13 protein-coding genes and 1 tRNA gene are annotated in these 15,790 nt (G+C 68.7%); 4 read left to right on the top strand and 10 right to left on the bottom strand.

All coding sequences use genetic code 11. The features are described 5' to 3' along the window. The first annotated feature begins 19 nt into the window (after positions 1-19). Entirely contained in the window at positions 20-793 is a 774-nt protein-coding gene (locus tag AX744_RS02870) for an ATP-binding cassette domain-containing protein (protein ID WP_061015337.1), read from the top strand. A gap of 97 nt (positions 794-890) precedes the next feature. Then, positions 891-966: transfer RNA gene (locus AX744_RS02865), tRNA-Asn, on the top strand. 128 nt (positions 967-1,094) lie between these two features. On the opposite strand, the gene AX744_RS02860 is transcribed toward AX744_RS02865, so the two are convergent. Together AX744_RS02860 and AX744_RS02855 are read right to left on the bottom strand one after the other, a co-directional pair. Continuing rightward, positions 1,095-2,531, bottom strand: a complete 1,437-nt coding sequence (locus tag AX744_RS02860) for an APC family permease (protein ID WP_061015336.1) — start codon at positions 2,529-2,531, stop codon at positions 1,095-1,097. Positions 2,532-2,591: 60 nt separating this feature from the next. Further along, a complete protein-coding gene (locus tag AX744_RS02855) occupies positions 2,592-3,689 on the bottom strand; it encodes an alcohol dehydrogenase catalytic domain-containing protein (protein ID WP_058633211.1) in 1,098 nt (365 codons plus the stop codon). 113 nt (positions 3,690-3,802) lie between these two features. Between AX744_RS02855 and AX744_RS02850 the strand changes: the two genes are divergently transcribed. Continuing rightward, a complete protein-coding gene (locus AX744_RS02850) occupies positions 3,803-5,221 on the top strand; it encodes a PucR family transcriptional regulator (RefSeq protein WP_061015335.1) in 1,419 nt (472 codons plus the stop codon). Between the two features lie 61 nt (positions 5,222-5,282). Here AX744_RS02850 and AX744_RS02845 read toward each other — a convergent pair whose 3' ends face one another. Together AX744_RS02845 and def are read right to left on the bottom strand one after the other, a co-directional pair. After that, positions 5,283-5,798, bottom strand: coding sequence for a hypothetical protein (locus AX744_RS02845; protein ID WP_061015334.1), 516 nt, complete (start codon positions 5,796-5,798; stop codon positions 5,283-5,285). A 120-nt stretch (positions 5,799-5,918) separates the two neighbouring features. Continuing rightward, complete coding sequence (gene def / locus AX744_RS02840) at positions 5,919-6,485, bottom strand: peptide deformylase (protein ID WP_082682753.1); 567 nt, start codon at positions 6,483-6,485, stop codon at positions 5,919-5,921. 61 nt (positions 6,486-6,546) lie between these two features. Between def and AX744_RS02835 the strand changes: the two genes are divergently transcribed. Beyond that, positions 6,547-7,638: a DMT family transporter gene (locus tag AX744_RS02835; RefSeq protein ID WP_058633217.1), complete on the top strand. Its 1,092-nt coding sequence runs from the start codon at positions 6,547-6,549 to the stop codon at positions 7,636-7,638. A gap of 33 nt (positions 7,639-7,671) precedes the next feature. Here AX744_RS02835 and pgl read toward each other — a convergent pair whose 3' ends face one another. The 6 genes from pgl to tkt are packed head-to-tail and all read right to left on the bottom strand — an operon-like array spanning position 7,672 to position 15,785. After that, positions 7,672-8,451 carry a 6-phosphogluconolactonase gene (pgl, locus tag AX744_RS02830; protein WP_058633218.1) on the bottom strand — a complete coding sequence of 260 codons (780 nt, stop codon included), beginning with the start codon at positions 8,449-8,451 and terminating at the stop codon, positions 7,672-7,674. 5 nt (positions 8,452-8,456) lie between these two features. Next, a complete protein-coding gene (locus tag AX744_RS02825) occupies positions 8,457-9,392 on the bottom strand; it encodes a glucose-6-phosphate dehydrogenase assembly protein OpcA (protein ID WP_046749153.1) in 936 nt (311 codons plus the stop codon). Next, positions 9,389-10,939: a glucose-6-phosphate dehydrogenase gene (zwf, locus tag AX744_RS02820; protein ID WP_046749152.1), complete on the bottom strand. Its 1,551-nt coding sequence runs from the start codon at positions 10,937-10,939 to the stop codon at positions 9,389-9,391. Before zwf ends, AX744_RS02825 begins: the two co-directional genes overlap by 4 nt. Positions 10,940-10,960: 21 nt before the next feature. Further along, positions 10,961-12,568 carry a glucose-6-phosphate isomerase gene (locus AX744_RS02815; protein ID WP_046749151.1) on the bottom strand — a complete coding sequence of 536 codons (1,608 nt, stop codon included), beginning with the start codon at positions 12,566-12,568 and terminating at the stop codon, positions 10,961-10,963. Next, on the bottom strand, positions 12,565-13,677 hold the full coding sequence (gene tal, locus AX744_RS02810; protein WP_061015333.1) for a transaldolase: 1,113 nt from the start codon (positions 13,675-13,677) through the stop codon (positions 12,565-12,567). Before tal ends, AX744_RS02815 begins: the two co-directional genes overlap by 4 nt. Further along, entirely contained in the window at positions 13,674-15,785 is a 2,112-nt protein-coding gene (gene tkt, locus AX744_RS02805; protein ID WP_061015348.1) for a transketolase, read from the bottom strand. The genes tal and tkt overlap by 4 nt, the downstream gene beginning before the upstream one ends. Between the last annotated feature and the right edge of the window lie 5 nt (positions 15,786-15,790).

The raw sequence follows: 15,790 nt of genomic DNA, 5'->3' as shown, positions 1-15,790 counted from the left end.
CAGGCGGCAGGATGGAGTCATGTCCCGCAGGCCCGAATCAACGAACGCGATCGACTGCTCCGATCTGGTGATCGACCGCATCGGCCACGGGATGCCGACGCGCGCGGTCGACGGTGTCACGTTCTCGCTGGCGCCCGGTGGGCTCATCTGCGTCGCCGGACCCACGGGCTCAGGAAAGTCGACGTTGGTCGCCGCCCTTGCCGGCTCCACCGACCCCTCGGTCAAGGTCGTCGGAGGCAACGCCCAGGTCTGCGGCGTCGATGTGCGCCGTCCCGGTCGCAAACACCGCATCCTCACCTATCGCACCGGCTTCGTTCCGCAGGGCGCCGGGGCAGACCTGCCGCCTCGGCTCACCGTGAACGAGGTGATCGCGGAGCCGATCCTCATCCGGGAGCGCCGGGTGAACACCAAGGCCCTCTCGATCCGCGTGGCCATGCTGCTCGACGAGCTGCACCTGCCGCTCGGGACCGCGTCGAAGTTCCCCTACGAACTCAGCGCCGGCATGCGCCAGCGTGTGGCCATCGCGCGGTCGTTCGTGCTCGAGCCGAAGGTGCTCATCGCCGACGAGGTGCTCGCGAACCTCGACCTCGAGGTGCGTCCGGTGGTCTTCGACGCGATCACCCGCCGTCGCAGGGAGCAGTCGATGGCGGCCCTCCTCGTGACCAACGACGCCGACTTCATCCGCGAACTGAACGCCGAGACCCTCATGCTCCGCAGCGGGCATGTCGTGGCCCGCGGAGTCGGCAAGGACCTGCTCTGGGTGCCGAACGCGGAGTCGGACTCACGGCACTGACCCCGACACGCCCGGCATCCCGGAACCGTGCCGCCGTGTCGTGAACACCTCCGGGAGTTTGCTAAGCTTGACGAGTTGCCCGCTCAGCGGCGCACATTCCTCGGTAGCTCAATTGGCAGAGCAGCCGGCTGTTAACCGGCAGGTTCTTGGTTCGAGTCCAAGCCGGGGAGCCAATCGGAAAAGCCCCCTCCACGGAGGGGGCTTTTCTCGTTCTCCGGCGGGCCGAGAGATCCTGTCGAGTCCAGACTCGACAGAAGGAGCCCCTCCGTGGGGAGAGGCTCCTTCGATCGGCGGTGTCGGGTCAGCCGACGCCCTCCATCGCGCTCGTCTCGGTGTTGCCGATGCGGGCGATGACGTCGGGACGACGTCGGGCGAGATAGGCGTACCGGGTGAGCGCCAGGGCGACCGTCACCAGGAACACGTAGGGGATCACGTTGTACGGGAACGCCGGCACCGGCCACACGTTCGCGAAGAAGACGTAGCCCATGGTGCCGACCGCGACGGTCGCGCATACCTTCACGAGACCGTTGCGCACCTTCGCCCGCTGCGTGTAGACCACGCAGGCGATCGCCACGAGGGCGTAGGCGACCATGTAGCCGTAGGTGCCCCAGGTGTTCACCCACACGAGGATCTCGCCGGTCGCCGCTCCCGAGAGCAGCAGCACGATGTCGACTGCGACGGCCGCCGCTCCGGCGATGATCAGGACGCGGTGGGGTGTGAGGTGCTGCTCGTGCGTGCGTCCGAAGCGCTCGGCGACGACGCCCTCCTTGCCCATCACGTAGACGATGCGGCCGATCACGTTGAGGGGTGCGACCACGACGGCGAAGAACGACGCGGAGACGCCGAAGGTGAGCACGGCGGCGAACCAGCCGGGCATCCCGATCAGGGCCGACATGCTCTCCAGCGGGCTGGAGGCGGTGGCGAGATCGTCACCGAGCACGGTGATCTGCGTGTAGGCGGCGAAGACGTAGAGCACGCCGACGCCGAGAGCGCTCCACATGATCGCGCGGGGGATCGCCTTGTACGGCTCCTTGGCCTCGCGCCCGAGGGCATCGGCGGAGGAGAAACCCACGAAGCCGAGGATGCCGAGCACCATGCCGGACGCGATTCCCTGGAACGACGATCCTGTCGCGAGCACCTGCGCGGGGTCCCAGGCGGCGGGACCCGCCCAGACCAGCGCGGCGATCAGGAGCACGAGGATGATGCCGACGGACACGAGCTCGAGGACGAGCGACACCCGCGCGGACAGGCGGATGCCGCGGATGGTGAACAGCGTCGCCAGGCCGCCGAGCACGATCGCGAGGCCGATGTCCCAGCCGAGTCCCTGGGCGGGGAGTCCCAGCATGCTGAGGAACTGCGCCATGTAGCTCACGGACCCGCTGAGGGAGGCCGCCGCGATGCCGAAGCAGCCGATCAGCAGTGTCACACCAGCGAGGAACGCGCCGAACGGGCCGAGGCCCTTGGACACGTAGGTGTACAGCGACCCGGCGGAGGCGTGCTTGCGGGCGAACACCACCACGCAGTACCCGACGCACAGGATCACGATCGTGGCGAGGGCGAAGGCGTAGATGGTGCCGTTACCCGCACCGAGGAAGATGGCCGCCGCCGTGAAGGCGATGACGGCGCTGGGAGCGATGTTGGCGATGGCCTGGGCGGCGAGCTCTGGTCCGCTCATGACGCCGGTGCGAAGACCGGCATCCCGGGGTGCGCCAGGCGGGGCGACGACGGTGTCTGACATGGTTCTCCTGGATTCGGGTTCAGGGTGGAGGGGGTGAAGGGCGGTCAGGGGATGGGGTGCTCAGGGGATGAGCAGGGTACGCAGCGCCGAGCCGGTCTCGAGGTCGTCGAGCGCTGCTGCGGCCTCGGCAAGAGGACGGCGGCCCGAGATCAGCGGATCGATCTTGAGCTGTCCGTCCATGTAGCGGTCGACGAGGGCCGGGACATCGATGGAGGGGCGCACCGAGCCGTAGTTCGAGCCGAGGATGCGCTGATCCGCCTCGGCGAGGACGAGGGGCTCGAATGATGCGCGGGCGCCCGTCGGGGGAAGCCCGACGATCACGGCCGCACCACCGAGGCCGAGCATCTGGATCGACTGCTCGGTGGTGGAGGTGCGTCCGATCGCGTCGAACGCGTAATCGACACCGTCCGGGATGAGTTCGCGCAGCTGCGCCACGGCATCGCCCTGGGAGGCGTCGATGCGGTCCGTGGCGCCGAACTGCAACGCCATCTGCGTCTTCTCCGGACGCACGTCGATCGCGACGATGCGCTCCGCACCGGCGAGTCGCGCGCCCTGGACCACATTGAGGCCGACGCCACCACAGCCGATCACGACCACGGTCGATCCCGGTTCGACCGCCGCCGTGTTGAGGACCGCACCCACCCCGGTGGCCACGGCGCAACCGACGACCGCGACGACATCGAGCGGGGCGTCGTCACGGACCTTGACGGCACCCGACGCGGGCACGACGACCTCTTCGGCGAAGGAGGAGACGCCGAGGTAGTGGTGGAGCTGCTCGCCATCGCGGCTCAGGCGCGATGTGCCATCGAAGAGCACGCCCAAGGGAGCGACGACCGTCGCCACCTTCTGGCAGCGCGCCTCATGGCCGGCGCGGCAGTATCGACATTCCCCGCACGGCGGAACCCAGCTCAGGACCACGTGGTCGCCGACCGCCAGGGTCGTGACGCCCTCGCCGAGTTCGGTCACGACACCGGAGCCCTCGTGCCCCATCACCAGCGGCGCGGCAGCATCCCACTCGCCGCGCTTCACATGGAGGTCGGAGTGGCAGACGCCCGCAGCGGCGATGCGGACGCGCACTTCGCCGGCGCGGGGCGGAGCGAGGTCGACGTCGACGAACTCGATCGGAGACTGCGGATCGCGGAAGACAACAGCTTTCATGACATCCTTCGGGTAAGTGGGGATGCCGACGATGCTAGGAGACTGCCGACCTGGAGGCATTCGACGAATGTGTGGATTCACTGCGCGGGAGTCACACTTTGTATGATCGGCAGGTGGCTCGTGATGTCGCCTCCGTGGCGCGATACCTCCAAGGACGGCTTCTGGACGGAGCGGTGCCGAGCTCGCGTCACGTGAACTCCGTCGTCGGTCTGGACTCCTTCAGCGCTCCTTCCGAGCACCTCTTCACCACCCTGGTCGTCGTCGAGGTCGCTCAGCTCGGCGAACTGGTCGACGACCCGGAGAAGCTCGCACTGCTCCAGGACGCGGTCGTGGTCACCGCCGCGGACACGCCGGCGGTGCACCAGGTGCTCGAGGAACGACGCATCACGTCGATCGTCGGAGCGGGTATCGCCGACGACCTGTTGACGCCGACGCTGACCGCGCTGCTCGCCGTCGATCAGGCAGCCGAAGCCAGGGCGATCACCTCTGCGATGCGCGTGCTGACCCTCGCCGCTCGACGAAGCGGGATCACCGGTGTCATCGCCGAACTCGCGCACCGGATCGACGGCTGGGCGGTGCTTCTCGACCGACATGGCGAGGTCATCACGACGGCCGGGGCGGGAAGCCTGCATATCGACGACGCGATCGCGGTCGCCGTCGGTCGCCCCGTCCGGGTGCGCCATCGCGCCCTGCAGGTGCATCCGGTCGGCCCCGGTCAAGACATCACCGCGCAGCTCGTCACCGCCCCGCGCAACGACAGCTCAGGGCGCGGAAGGGAACTCAGCTCTCAAGCGGCGGCCCTGCTGGACCTGCTGATGCGCACGCGCGACAGCAGCCACCTCGAGCGTCTCGGACGTTCGATGATGCTGGAGACCGTGCTCGAGGGTGGGGAGGATGCCACCCGGCTCCTCCGCCGCTGGGGTGTGCACGAGAGAAGTCTCATGGGATTCGCCCTCGTCTCGCGCACGAGCGGCGTCGATACCGAGCATCTGCTCGCACTATGGCTCGACGAGCTCGGGGCCGAGCATGTGTTCGCCGCTCAGCGCGGACTGATCCGCGGTGTCGTCCGGGAGGAACACGCGGAGGAGATCGCGCATCGTGTGCGGACCTTCGCCTCGACGCTCTACCTCGGTCTCGGTCGTCCGAGTGCGACGGACGCGCTCGCGCGCAGCGTCGACGAAGCCCGCCAGGCGAGCGAGACCGCGCGGGCGGGTGGTGAGCGCGTCGTCAGGTACGAGTCCATCCCCACGGTGTCCCTGGTGCTCGGGCACCTGGGACCGGATCAGACGCAGCGCATCGGGAGGCTCCTCGACCCGCTGAGGGGTGCTGAACAGCACCCGGAGCTGATCGAGACCCTGCGTGTCTTCCTCGCCACGAACAGCGCCTGGGGCGAGAGCGCGACGCGACTGCGAATCCATCGGCAGACGCTGGCGGCGCGGATCCGACGCATCGAGGATCTGCTGGGACTGTCCATGGCCGACCCCGACGACCGCGTGGCTGCCTGGTTGGCTCTGCGCGCCTCGGACGACTGAACCATCGCGGGTACGAAGAAGGGCCCCGCCACGAGGCGGAGCCCTTCTCTGCGACTGCGGGTCAGCGTGCGGCGCCGGCCAGCGAGCCGGTGGTCTGCCCGGCCGGGTCGAAGATGATGCACTGGATCACGCGGTCGTTGTTCTTCTCCCAGGAGTCCTTGGTGGGAACGAGCGTGGTGACGTTGAGAGCGGAGTCGTCGTAGGCGACGCCGACGAACGAGGTGTACGCGTCTCCGACGCACTCCTGCGTCGCCGCGTCGATGTCGGTGTCGGAGAACTCGCCGTCCGGCATCGTGATCTCGTAGTACACCTCCTGGTCGTGCGGGTCGGTGCAGGGGAGGACGTTGGCATCCGTGAGCATGCCGGTTCCGGTGTCGAGCATGCAGTCGCCCAGCTTCACCGAGAAGACGCCGACGTTCGAGCTCTCGGTGACCTGGCCGGTCTCCTCATCGCGGTTGGCGTCGCCGGAACCGCTGCCGAGAATACCGTTGAGGGCGCTGCAACCGGTCAGGGCGACCGAGAGCGCCACTGCCGATCCTGCGAGCATCAGAGCCCGTCGATCGCGCATCTTCATCATGATTGTTTCCCCTCCGAAGCGTGATGTGGAGGCACGATGAAAGCCCCCGCCGCGAACACGTTAGCCGTCACCGAGTCTGTGATGCAACTCGGAGGAGGCTGTGGTTCTGCTGGGAGCGGCTCACCCCTCGAGGTCGTCGACGCCGGGCATCCAGCTCGCGCCTGGCCGCCCCCAGCCGCGCTTGCGGGCGATCTTCTGCACGGTCTTCCAGTCCCCGTCGGAGAGACGGTCGACGTACAGGATGCCGTCGAGGTGATCGAACTCGTGCTGCATGATGCGGGCACGCCAGCCGTCCACGTCGATCGAGACCGGCTGCCCCTCCAGGTCCGTCGCGGTCACGTGCACGCGCTCCGACCGGCGCAGGGGGAATCGCTCGCCCGGGAACGAGAGGCAGCCCTCTGACTCGAGGTCCGGATCGGGCTCGCCCGGTTCGAGCGGAACCATCCAGAGCTCGGGGTTGATGAGGACACCACGCCACGGCTGGTCGTCGTCATCGACATATGCGTAGGTGTAGATCCGCAGGGGCACGCCGACCTGCGGGGCGGCCAAGCCGACTCCCGGTGCGGCATCCATCGTCTCGAACATGTCCGCGACGAGGCTTCGGATGTCGTCGGTGATCTCGTCGACGGGGGAGGCGGGGGAGTGCAGGACGGGATCGCCCATGATGCGAATCGGAAGTACAGCCACGTCACAACCCTAGTCGGCGGTGCGCGCCAGGTAGGGTCGTACTGTGAGTGCTGGGGTGTGGATGAATGCGGTCGAGGACGTCGGCGATCAGCTCGTCGGCGCGTTCCAGAACCCCGGTCTGCTGCTCGGCATCCCGCTCGCCCTCGCCGGCGCCGTCTTCATGTCCCTCGGCGCGCAATACCAGCACCGCGGCGTCGAGAAGGTCGAGCGTCTCAGCGGTGCCACCGGCGCGTCGGGACTGAGCTTCGATCAGCTCAAGCGGCTCCTGACCCGCCCGTCGTGGCTCATCGGCACGCTCATGCTCGGGCTCGCCGTCATCTGTCAGCTCGCCGCGCTCGTGCAGGCGCCGCTGATCGTGGTTCAGCCGCTCGGAGCGATCGCGCTCGTGATCACGACGCTGCTCAATGCGCGGATCTCCGGCCACTCGCCGACACGACAATCGTTGACCGCCATCATCTGCTGCGTCGGCGGGATCTTCCTCTTCGTGTTCTTCGCCGCGATCTACGCGACAGAGCAAGAGGTGACCGACCGCGAGCTCTTCACCATCCTGGCGCTCCTGCTCGCCGTCATCATCGTCCTCGGCGCATGCTGGCTGATCCTGCGTCGCCGCATGCGTGCGCTGTTCTACGTGATCGGCGCCGGCATCCTCTACGGATTCGTGGCCACGCTCGCCAAGGTCGTCATCAAGCGCATCGAGGCGGGCCAGTTCGAGTGGATCACCGCCATCTGCGTGCTCGCCCTCATCTCGGCTGCGGCTGTCGGTGCCTACTTCGTGCAGACGGCGTACAGCTCGGGTCCGCCCGACCTCGTGATCGCCGGACTCACCGTCGTCGACCCGCTCGTGGCGGTGCTCATCGGAATGGTCGTGCTGGGCGAAGCAGCCGCCGCGCCGTGGTGGGTGCTCGTGATCTTCGCCGTGGCCGGCGGGATCGCCGTATGGGGTGTCGTCGGGCTCGCCCGGTACCATCCCCAGGTGCTCAGCGACAGCCAGGAACTGGGGATACCGCGCGGCAGTGCGCCGGGCGCCCCCGGGCGGAGCGGGCAGGAGGACTCCACGGCATCGCCCTCGGCGATGGGCGCTCCCGAGCGCGCCGACGGCACCGTCGGGCCGGATGCGCCGCAGCGGGGCGATGGATCCTCGGAACACCCGTGACGCAGTCCCCGGGAGGGGCTGTGCTCGCAGGACTCAGTAGGCCTGGTCGATGAGGTCGGCGGAGACCTCGGAGGCGGCAGCTTCGTCCACGAAGAAGACCGTCCGCTTGCGGCCCTTCGCCCCGGCTGCAGGGACACTCGTGTAGCTGGCGCCCGCAAGAGCGAGGCCCAGCGCGGAGGCCTTGTCCGCCCCCGTCAGTACGAGCCATACGCGCTTGGACGAGTTGAGCACGGGGCGGGTCAGAGTGACGCGCTCCGGCGGAGGCTTGGGGGAGTCCCGCACGGCGAGAACGGCGGCATCCGTCACCGTGACCTCCTCGCGATCAGGGAAGAGCGAGGCGACGTGGCCGTCGGGGCCGACACCGAGGAAGCACACGGCGAACGAGGGCCACGGGTGCTCGTCGGTGCCGAACCGTGCGAGCTCTTCGGCGTAAGCCGCGGCGGATTCGTCCAGGGTCAGGCCGCTGTCGGGGCCGGCGACCTCATGCACGTTCTCCGCGGGCACGGCGATGTGGTCGAGCAGCGCCTGTCGCGACTGCAGAGAATTGCGGTCGACATCGTCGCGCGGGACGAAGCGTTCGTCGCCCCACCAGAAGTGCACCAGAGACCAGTCGATCTCGGCGGCACGAGGGTGTTCGGACGCGGCACGCAGCACCGCTCCACCCATCGATCCTCCCGTGAGGGCGATGTGTGCGAGCCGACCGTTGCGGGTGCGCGCACGCACCCGCGTCAGGAATCGGTCGGCCACACGGGTGGCGAGGGCAGCGGGGGTGGCTTCCACCACCACGCGCTTCTCTGCGGACGATGTCGTCATCGACGTCACTCTCCAGTCTCGGGCGGACCCAGCTTCTCCCAGCCCTCGGTGATCACCCGACCGTACAGGACGTCGGGGTCCAGTCGACGCAGCTCCTCTGCGAGGCATTCGCGAAGTGTGCGTCGGGGAAGGTGCAGGTCGTGGTTCGGCTGGCCCGGCTGCGTGAGCACGGCGACGCCCGGCGTCGGGCGCTCGAGGAGGATGTCTCCCGAATCACGCGTCAGGCGCACCGACTTGATGCCCTCAGCCCATTGGTCGGGGTCTTCGTACGACCACTGCACCGGCACATCGAGAGCCATCTGCAGCCACGCGGCCAGCAGCGCGGTGGACGGGGATGCCGATGCTCCGCGCACCTCGACCCCGGTGATCGGCTCGTACGGCGGCTGGTCGAGCACGGCCGCGAGCTGCTCGCGCCAGTGGGTCAGGCGCGTCCAGGCCAGGTCGGTGTCGCCGGGGGCATGAGTCTCACCGAGGAGCGCGAGCCGGTCGCGGACATCGTGCGCCGTCGCGGCGTCGGTGATGCGGCGCTGAGCGATCTTGCCGAGCGGGGACTGCGCCGGTGCGACGGGCGCGGACTCCGGCCACCAGGCGACCACGGGGGCGTCGGGCAGCAGGAGGCCCGTGATGAGGCTCTCCTCGTTGCTCGCGGCATCCCCGAAGGCGCGCAGGACGACGACCTCGCTGGCGCCGGCGTCGCCGCCGACGCGGATCTGCGCGTCGAGACGGGACTCGCCTTCACCTGTGGTGATCACGATCACACGCATCGGGTGCTCCCGCGAAGCGTCGTTGGCGGCATCGATCGCCGCCTCCGCCACTCCGTTGCGGGCAGCGATGACGAGGGTCAGCACGCGGCCGAGGGCGACAGCTCCGCCCTCCTCGCGCACCTTGACCAGCTGCTTCGCGACCTGGCTGACGGTCGTGTCGGGAAGGTCGATGATCACGGGCGTCTCCAGACTCGTCCATCGCGGGCCAGCAGGTCGTCGGCGGATGCCGGTCCCCACGAGCCGGGCGCATACTGCTCCACCGGACCGCCCTGGGCGGCCCAGTACTTCTCGACCGGGTCGAGGATCTTCCAGGAGAGCTCGACCTCCTCGTGCCGCGGGAACAGCGGCGGATCGCCCAGCAGGACATCGAGGATCAGACGCTCGTACGCCTCAGGGCTCGCCTCCGTGAAGGCGTGGCCGTAGCCGAAGTCCATCGTCACGTCGCGGACGTTGGAGCCACTACCAGGCACCTTCGAGCCGAAGCGGATCGTGACGCCCTCGTCCGGCTGCACGCGGATGACGAGCGCGTTCTGTCCGAGCTCGGACGCGTTGCCGCGGCCGAACAGGTGCTGAGGCGCGCGCTTGAAGACCACGGCGATCTCGGTCACACGACGGCCCAGACGCTTCCCCGTCCGCAGGTAGAAGGGCACATCCGCCCAGCGACGGGTGTCGATCTCGAGCTTGATCGCGGCGTACGTCTCCGTGGTCGACTCGGGGTTCATCCCCTCCTCTTCCAGGAAGCCGGTGACCTTCTCGCCACCCTGCCATCCGCCCGCGTACTGCCCGCGGGCGGTCGCGAGCGACAGGTCGTCGGGCACATGCACGGCCGCGAGAACCTTCTCCTTCTCGGCGCGCAGGTGCTCGGCCGAGAGACTGATCGGCTCCTCCATCGCTGTCAGCGCCAGCAGCTGCAGCAGGTGGTTCTGGATCACGTCTCGTGCGGCACCGATACCGTCGTAGTACCCGGCACGCCCGCCGACGCCGATGTCCTCGGCCATCGTGATCTGCACGTGGTCGACGTAGTTGCGGTTCCAGATCGGCTCGTACAGCTCGTTGGCGAAGCGCAGGGCCAGGATGTTCTGAACCGTCTCCTTGCCGAGGTAGTGGTCGATGCGGAAGATCGAGTCCGCGGGGAAGGCCACCTCGAGAGCGGCGTTCAGAGCCCGCGCGGACTCGAGATCGTGTCCGAAGGGCTTCTCGATCACGACACGACGCCAGCGCTCGTCATCGTCGCTGTTCTCGCCGACGAGACCGGATTCCTTGAGCTGCTTCGCGACCAGCGGGAAGTCCTTCGGCGGGATCGACAGGTAGAACGCGTGGTTGCCCATCGTCCCCCGTTCGACGTCGAGCTTCTCGATGGTGTCACGCAGCTTGCGGAAGGAGTCCGGGTTGTCGAACTCACCCGAGACGAAGCGGATGCCTTGCAGCAGCTGGGTCCACGTCTCTTCGCGGAACGGCGTGCGGGCGTGCTCCTTCACGGCGTCGTAGACGACCTGGGCGAAGTCCTGGTCCTCCCAGTCGCGTCGGGCGAATCCCACCAGGGCGAACCCGGGAGGGAGCAGACCGCGGTTCGCGAGGTCGTAGACCGCTGGCATCAGCTTCTTGCGTGAGAGATCTCCGGTGACGCCGAAGATCACGAGGGCGCTGGGGCCCGCGATCCTGTTGAGACGGCGGTCATCGGGGTCACGCAGCGGGTTGTGCCCGCGCGAGATGGGAACAGACATCGGTGGGGGATTCTCCTGCTGTTACTTCTGTGCGGCTTCGAAGAGGGCGAGCACGTCGTCCGAGGACTCGGTGATCGTCAGGGTGACGACGGGACGCCCGTGCTCGGCGAGAACGGCGGCATCACCGGCGGCCTGCGCCTGGATGAGCTGCCCGAAGGTGAAGGGCCGGTCGGGGATCTCGAGGTCGACCTCGGTGCGCTCCAGGATCTGCAGGAACACTCCCTGCGCGGGGCCGCCCTTGTGGTACTGGCCGGTCGAGTGCAGGAATCGGGGTCCCCACCCGAACGTGGTCGGCCGCCCGGAGTCTGCTGCGACGAGCTCACGCAGGCCCTGGAGCTGCGGAACCTCGAGACGGTTGACGTACGCCTGGATGGACACGTAGCCGTCGGCGGGGAGCTGGGCCCAGAGGGCGTCCAGCACGCCTTCGACCGTGCCAGAGGCGGCGAGGGCGGGGTCGGACACCCGGACCTCCACACCGTTCTCGACGAACGCCGGCGCCGTGGGCTCGGGGCGAGCGTCGAGCAGTCCGCGGGCGGCGACCTTCGCCGACTCGACGTCGGGCTGATCGAACGGGTTGATGTGCAGCAGGTGTCCGGCGATCGCGGTGGCGTACTCCCACACGATGAGCTGGGCGCCCAGCGTCCCGCTGACGAGGATCTCGCCCTCATGACGCTCGTGGAGGTGGAACTCGTTGGCGTCGTCGACCAGTCGCACGATCTGGAGGTCGGCCGGCACCGGATCGAGCTCGGGGGAGACGGGGAGAAGCACGACCGGGAGGATCCCCGTGCCCTCCTTGCCGGTGGACTCGGCGATGAGCTGCTCGATCCAGTCCGGCAGGCCCTTGATGTGCGTGCCATCGGTGATCAGACCGAGCTTGTCGCGTCGCGGGTTCGTGGCCGCGATCGCCGCCCCCAGTCGCAGAGCGGGGTTCTCGGCCGAGTCGACGGCGACCTCGAGCAGCGAAGCCTCGGCCTCGTTCAGAAGCTCGTCGATGTCGACGCCGGCGAGTCCCGACGGCACCAGCCCGAAGGCGGTGAGCGCCGAGTAGCGGCCGCCGACGTTCGGGTCCGCGTTGAAGACGCGGTATCCGGCCTCGCGGGCGGAGGCGTCGAGCGGTGAGCCGGGATCGGTGACGACCACGATGCGCTCGACGGGGTCGATCCCGAGATCGCGGAACGCGGCTTCGAACGTGCGGCGCTGGGAGTCGGTCTCGACGGTGGAGCCCGACTTCGACGACACGACCAGCACCGTGTCGGCGAGCCCTTCATCGAGGGCGGCGAGCACCTGGCCGGGAGCGGTCGAGTCGAGGATCGTCAGCGGCACGCCGGCCGTCTGCGCGATGACCTCGGGCGCGAGCGAGGAGCCGCCCATGCCGGCCAGCACGACCCGGGTGACGCCCTTGGCGTTGAGGTCGGCGCGGAGCGCGACGATCTCGGCGACGAGGGGACGCGAGACGGAGACGGCTTCCACCCATCCGAGTCGTACAGACGCTTCCGCCTCCGCCGCAGGACCCCAGAGCGTCGCGTCGCCACTGGTGATGCGGGAGGCGACGAGGTCGTGGACGAGGGCGGGAACCGTCTCGTCGATCGCGGCGCGCGCGGCGCCGGACGTGTGGATCGAGAAGGTCATCGCTGCGACTCCAGAGCCTCGGTGACCTGCGCGAGCAGATCGTGCCAGGAGTCGATGAACTTCGCGACCCCCTCGTCCTCGAGCACCTGTGTGATGTCGGTGAAGTCGATGCCGAGCTCGGCGATCCCCGCGAACACGACGCGGGCGTCGTCGTAGCCGCCGGTGATGGTGTCACCGGTGACGACGCCGTGGTCGAAGGTGGCGTCGAGCGTCTTCTCCGGCATGGTGTTGACGACGCCCTGGGCGACGAGCTCGGTGACGTAGAGGGTGTCGGGAAGAGCCGGGTCCTTGACGCCGGTCGACGCCCATAGCGGGCGCTGCAGATTCGCCCCCGCGCCGAGCAGCGCCGTGGCGCGATCTCCGGCGAACGTCTTCTCGAACAGCTCGTACGCGAGGCGGGCGTTGGCGAGGCCTGCCTTGCTCTTGAGTGCTTCCGCCTCGGGAGTGCCGATCGCGGTGAGGCGCTTGTCGGTCTCGGTGTCGACGCGCGACACGAAGAACGAGGCGACCGAGTGGATGGTCGACAGGTCGATGCCCGCCGCCTTCGCGGTCTCGAGCCCGGTCAGGTATGCGTCGATGACCTCGGCGTAGCGCTCCAGGCTGAAGATCAGCGTCACGTTGACGCTGATGCCGGCGCCGATGGCCTCGGCGATGGCCGGAAGCCCCGCCTTGGTCGCGGGGATCTTGACGAGCAGGTTGGGGCGGTCGATCTTGGCCCACAGCTCCTTGGCCTGCGCGACGGTACCCGCGGTGTCATGCGCGAGGTCGGGGGAGACCTCGATCGAGACGCGGCCGTCGACGTGGTCGGAGGCCTCCCACACGGGGCGGAACACGTCGAGGGCTGCGGCGACGTCCTGCGTGGTGGCAGCGAAGACCGCTTCCTCCGCGGTGGCACCGGAGCCGGCGAGCTCAGTGACCTGCGCGTCGTACGACGTGTCGTTCTTGTCGGTGATCGCGTTGGCGAAGATCGTCGGGTTCGTGGTGACGCCGACGACATTCTTCGTGTCGATGAGGTTCTGCAGGTTGCCGGAGGAGATGCGGGTGCGGGAGAGGTCGTCGAGCCAGATGCTGACGCCTGCGGCGGCGAGCTGCGCGGTAGGGGTGCTCATGCGTTCTCCTTGGTGCTGTTGGCCGCGATGGTCTCGCGGGCGGCCGCGATGACGGCCTCGGTGGTGATGCCGAACTTCTCGAAGAGGGTCTTGTAGTCGGCGGAGGCGCCGAAGTGGTCGATGCCGACCGAGCGGCCGAGGTCGCCCACGATGCCGCGCCAGCTGAGCACGGAGCCCGCTTCGACCGACACGCGGGCGGTGACGGCGGCAGGGAGCACGCTCTCGCGGTACTCGGCGTCCTGCTCGTCGAACCACTCCAGCGACGGGGCGGAGACGACACGCACGTTGACGCCCTCGGCGGCGAGAGCCTCACGGGCGTTGACCGCCAGCTGCACCTCGGACCCGGTGGCGACGATGATGACGTCCGGCGTGCCGTTCGGCGCCTCGGCGAGAACGTAGGCGCCCTTGGCGGCGTTGTCGGCGGAGGCGAAGGTGTCGCCTTCGGCCGCACCATCGCCGCGCTCGAACACCGGGATGTTCTGGCGCGTCAGCGCGATGCCGGCGGGGCCTTCGTGGCGGCGGAGGATCTCCAGCCAGATGGCGGCGGTCTCGTTCGCGTCAGCAGGGCGCACGACCGTGAAGTTCGGGATCGCGCGGAGGGTGGCGAGCTGCTCGATCGGCTGATGCGTCGGGCCATCCTCGCCGAGGGCGACGGAGTCGTGGGTCCAGACGAAGATGCTGGGCACGTTCATGAGCGCGGCCAGACGGACCGGCGGACGCATGTAGTCGCTGAAGATCAGGAACGTACCGCCGAACGCCCGGGTCGGACCGTGCAGGACGATGCCGTTGACGATCGCGCCCATGGCGTGCTCGCGGATGCCGAAGTGCAGCACACGACCGTAGGGGTTTCCGGACCACTCATGCGTCGACCACTCAGCGGGGATGAACGACGGGGCGCCCTTGATCGTGGTGAGGTTCGACTCGGCGAGGTCGGCGGAACCGCCCCACAGCTCCGGAAGCTCCGCAGCGAGGGCGTTGATGACCTGACCGGACGCGGCGCGGGTCGAGACCTCCTTGCCGGCTTCGAACGCGGGGAGCGCGGCAGCGATGTCGGTGGGCAGTTCGCGTGCTTCGAGGCGGTCGAGAAGGGCCTTCTTCTCCGGGTTGGCGACGGCCCACGCGTCGAACGACTCCTGCCAGGACGCACGCACCTCGGCCGCACGGGCGGCGAGCCCGCGAGTGCGCTCGATCACGTCGTCGGCGACCGCGAAGTGCTCCTCGGGGTCGAAGCCCAGGACCTTCTTGGTCGCGGCGAGCTCGTCCGCACCGAGCGCGGAGCCGTGGATCTTGCCGGAGTTCTGCTTGCCCGGCGACGGCCAGCCGATGATGGTCTTGAGGATGATGAGCGACGGCTTCGAGGTCTCACCCTTGGCGGCCTCGATCGCCGCGTACAGCTCGGCGACGTCTTCGACGTACTCGCCGGTCTTCTTCCAGTCGACGACCTGCACCTGCCAGCCGTAGGCCTCGTAGCGAGCGGCGACGTCCTCGGTGAAGGCGACGTTGGTGTCGTCCTCGATGGAGATCTGGTTGGAGTCGTAGATCGCGATCAGGTTGCCGAGCTGCTGGTGGCCCGCGAGCGACGAGGCCTCGCTGGTCACGCCCTCCTGCAGGTCGCCGTCACCGGCGATCACGTACACGAAATGGTCGAACGGGCTCGTGCCCGCCGCGGCCTCCGGGTCGAACAGGCCGCGCTCGTAGCGTGCGGCGTAGGCGAAGCCCACGGCGGAGGCCAGGCCCTGCCCGAGAGGACCGGTCGTGATCTCGACGCCCTTGGTGTGGCCGTACTCCGGGTGGCCCGGCGTGAGGGAACCCCACGTACGGAGAGCCTTGAGGTCGTCGAGCTCGAGCCCGAAGCCGCCGAGGTAGAGCTCGACGTACTGGGTGAGCGACGAGTGGCCGGCCGACAGGATGAAGCGGTCGCGCCCCAGCCAGTCGACATCGGTCGGGTCGTGGCGCAGAACGCGCTGGTACAGGAGATACGCGGCGGGAGCGAGGCTCATCGCGGTGCCGGGGTGACCGTTGCCGACCTTCTCGACGGCATCGGCCGCCAGGATCCGTGCGGTGTCCACCGCGCGTCGATCGATCTCATCCCACTGCAATTCCGACACGTTCA

The organism is Microbacterium sp. CCH5-D1, from assembly GCF_001557335.1.
Classification (GTDB): Bacteria; Actinomycetota; Actinomycetes; order Actinomycetales; family Microbacteriaceae; genus Microbacterium; species Microbacterium oxydans.
Note: the sequence above shows the minus strand (reverse complement) of the source record. Positions and strands in the feature narration are given on the sequence as shown.